Source organism: Phyllobacterium sp. P5_D12, from assembly GCF_054049495.1.
In genome coordinates, this window is sequence record NZ_JBFUMG010000463.1 from 1 (window position 1) to 3,535 (window position 3,535).

Consider the following 3,535-nt stretch of genomic DNA (forward strand, 5'->3'; position numbering starts at 1 on the left):
GTCGGATTCTTCATCCTGACGGCGATCATATGGTTCGCATTCGAGAAACGCCGGTTCCAGGGACCGCCGCTTGGCGAAATCATTGCTGCGCGTCAGGCTGCGATCAAGGCAGCGGAGCAGGCTGTCGGCGAACGAACCTGATTTCAAGCAAAGGGGCGACCGGTTTGGCGCCGGTCGCCCCTTTTATTTTGACCCGCAGCGACATTTCAAAGGAAAGAATATGCCCGGACACTGGAGTTTCGACGATCTAAAGCGCCGTGTGAACAATGGCGAGATTGATACGGTTCTTGCCTGTTTCGTCGACATGCAGGGCCGGCTGATCGGCAAGCGGTTCCACGCTACGTATTTCGTCGAGTCCGCCCACGACGAAACTCATGGCTGCAATTACCTGCTCGCCAACGATATCGATATGGAACCGGTGCCGGGCTACAAGGCTGCGAGCTGGAAACAGGGCTATGGCGATTTCGTCATCAAGCCGGACCTCTCGACGATCCGACATATTCCATGGCTGGAAAAATGCGCATTGGTATTGTGCGATATTCTCGACCATCACCATCATGAGGATCTCGCGCATTCGCCGCGCAGCATCCTGAAGCGCCAGCTCGCCCGGCTGAAGGAGCGCGGCTATCTCGCCTACTTTGCCTCCGAGCTCGAATTCTATCTCTTTGACGAGACCTATGAGACCGCCCGTGGCAAGCACTGGAAGGGCATGAATACGGCGTCGCCCTATATCCAGGATTATGTGATCCAGATGACCACCAAGGAAGACGCGGTGATGCGCGCCATCCGCAACGGGCTTTTCGATGCGGGTATTCCCGTCGAGAATTCCAAGGGCGAATGGGGCCCCGGGCAAGAAGAGATCAATGTGCGCTATGCGGAAGCGCTGGAAATGGCCGACCGCCATGTCGTCATGAAGAACGGCTGCAAGGAGATCGCCACCCAGATGGGCAAGGCGATCACCTTCATGGCAAAGTACGATTATTCACTGGCCGGAAGCTCCAGCCATGTCCACAACTCCCTGTGGAGCGCCGATGGCAAGACGCCGCTGTTCTATGACAAGAAGGCGGAACACACGATGTCGCCGCTGATGCGGCAGTGGGTGGCCGGGCAGCTGAAATATGCCGATGACTTCACCTATTTCCTTGCGCCCTATATCAACTCCTACAAGCGGTTCCAGGCGGGCACTTTCGCCCCGACCAAGAATGTGTGGAGTCTGGACAATCGCACTGCCGGTTTCCGTCTCTGCGGTGAAGGCACGAAGGGTATCCGCATCGAATGCCGCATCGGCGGTGCCGATCTCAACCCGTATCTCGCCTTTGCCGGGCTGATCGCTTCAGGTCTTGCCGGTATTGACGAGAAGCTGGAACTTGGCAAGCCATTCCAGGGCGATGCCTACGGCGGGGCACGTTTAAGGGAAATCCCGAAGACGCTGCGCGAGGCAACAGATACGCTCGGTCGCTCGAAAATGCTGAAAGAAGCGCTCGGTGAAGACGTGGTTGAGCACTATGTGCACACGGCCAAGTGGGAACAATTCGAATATGACCGCCGGGTGACCGACTGGGAGTTGCATCGCGGCTTCGAACGGTATTGAAGACTATGGAACTATAAGAATACCCCTCCCTGCTGCTGCGCAGCCTCCCTCCCCACAAGGGGGAGGGTAAATGGAGCCAAGCCTGAGATACTTTCAAGCTTGACGATTGCAGTTGTGACAGGTGCGCCGGTTCACCCTCCCCCTTGTGGGGAGGGGCGGAGCGAAGCGACGGGGAGGGGATCTTAAAACAAACAAGAGGTTTTGCCATGACCGAGACGGTCAAATTGATTACCCCGATCGACGGTTCCGTCTATGCCGAACGTCCTGTCGCTACCGATAAGGCCATAGACGCGGCTGTTGAATCCGCAAAACAGGCGCAGGCGGACTGGGCACAGACAAGCATTGCGGAACGGGGCCGTCTATGCCTGGCGGCGCTTGATGCGCTGCTCGCCATGAATGACGAGATTGTGCCGGAGATCGCCTGGCAGATGGGCCGTCCGGTACGCTATGGCGGCGAAAAGGGCGGCGTGGAAGAACGCACGCGCTACATGGTCAAGATTGCTGAAACGGCGCTGGCTCCAGTCGTAGAAAACGACAGGCCGGGGTTCCGTCGCTACATCAAGCACGTACCGCTGGGTGTCGTGATGGTCATCGCGCCGTGGAACTATCCCTATCTTACTGCGGTCAACACGATCATTCCGGCACTGATGGCAGGCAACAGCGTCATCCTGAAACATGCGGCGCAGACGCTGCTGGTTGGTGAGCGCTTTGCCCAGGCTTTTGCCAAGGCGGGCCTCCCGAAGGGCGTCTTCCAGAACATCGTTCTCAGTCACGCACAAACGGAAAAGCTGCTCGGCTCCGGCCGTATCGACCATGTGAACTTCACGGGCTCGGTCGGTGGCGGACGGGCCATCGAAAAGGCGGCGGCGGGAACATTCATGACACTCGGGCTCGAACTTGGCGGCAAGGACCCGGCCTATGTGCTGCCGGACGTGAATCTCGACCATGCGGTTGCCAATCTCGTCGATGGCGCCTTCTTCAATTCCGGCCAATGCTGCTGCGGCATCGAGCGAATTTATGTGCACGAGAACGTCTATGATCGGTTTGTCGACGGTTTCGTCGATCTGACCAAGCAATATGTTGTCGGCAATCCGCTCGATGCAGCAACGACCATGGGACCGATGGCACAGACGCGCTTTGCCGATCTCGTGCGCGAGCAGAAGGCGGAAGCTCTCCGCAAGGGTGCAAAGGCGCATGTCAATATGAGCGTCGCCAATGACAAGGCGGGTTCGCCCTACCTAGCGCCGGACGTGCTTACCGGCGTCGACCATCAGATGAGTGTCATGCGCGAGGAAAGCTTTGGTCCGATCGTTGGCATCATGAAGGTGCGCAACGACGAGGAGGCCGTAGCGCTGATGAATGACAGCCAGTATGGACTGACGGCCTCGCTGTGGACGACCGACACGGATCATGCGGCGGATATCGGCGACCGGATCGAAACGGGCACGGTATTCATGAACCGTTGCGACTACATCGACCCGGCGCTGGTCTGGACCGGCGTAAAGGAGACGGGCAAGGGCGCGGCGATGTCGGCTATCGGCTATGGCAATTTGACTAGACCCAAATCCTATCACCTCCGCGAAGCAATTTGAGAGACATGACATGACCCAGCTTTTTTCCAAATGGAACTATCCGACCACTGTGCGTTTTGGCGCGGGCCGCATCAAGGAATTGCCGGAAGTTCTGGAAGCGACGGGGATCAAGAACCCGCTTTTCGTCACCGATCCCGGCCTCGCCAAGCTGCCGGTAGTGGCGAGTACGTTGAAAATCCTGGACGATGCCAAAGTGCCGTACGGCGTGTTCTCTGAAGTAAAGCCTAATCCCGTCGAGTCGAATTTAACGGCTGGTATTGCGGTCTTCAAAAAGGGCAAGCATGACGGCGTCATCGCTTTCGGTGGTGGGTCGGCACTCGATCTTGGCAAGCTGATCGCGTTTCAGGCGGGC

The 3,535-nt window shown here is 57.8% G+C and carries 3 protein-coding genes; all 3 read left to right on the top strand.

From position 1 onward, the window contains the following. The first annotated feature begins 220 nt into the window (after nt 1-220). Nucleotides 221-1,591, top strand: coding sequence for a glutamine synthetase family protein (locus ACXJ5O_RS21815; RefSeq protein ID WP_457301721.1), 1,371 nt, complete (start codon nt 221-223; stop codon nt 1,589-1,591). 206 nt (nt 1,592-1,797) lie between these two features. Next, a complete protein-coding gene (locus tag ACXJ5O_RS21820) occupies nt 1,798-3,183 on the top strand; it encodes an aldehyde dehydrogenase family protein (protein ID WP_457301722.1) in 1,386 nt (461 codons plus the stop codon). Nucleotides 3,184-3,193: 10 nt separating this feature from the next. Further along, nucleotides 3,194-3,535: iron-containing alcohol dehydrogenase (locus tag ACXJ5O_RS21825; RefSeq protein WP_457301723.1), on the top strand; the 342-nt coding region annotated here is incomplete at its 3' end.

Bases quoted from the DNA above. Each gene is read 5' to 3' on its own strand.
- ACXJ5O_RS21815 (WP_457301721.1), top strand. From the start codon at position 221: ATGCCCGGACACTGGAGTTTCGACGATCTAAAGCGCCGTGTGAACAAT.
- ACXJ5O_RS21820 (WP_457301722.1), top strand. From the start codon at position 1,798: ATGACCGAGACGGTCAAATTGATTACCCCGATCGACGGTTCCGTCTAT.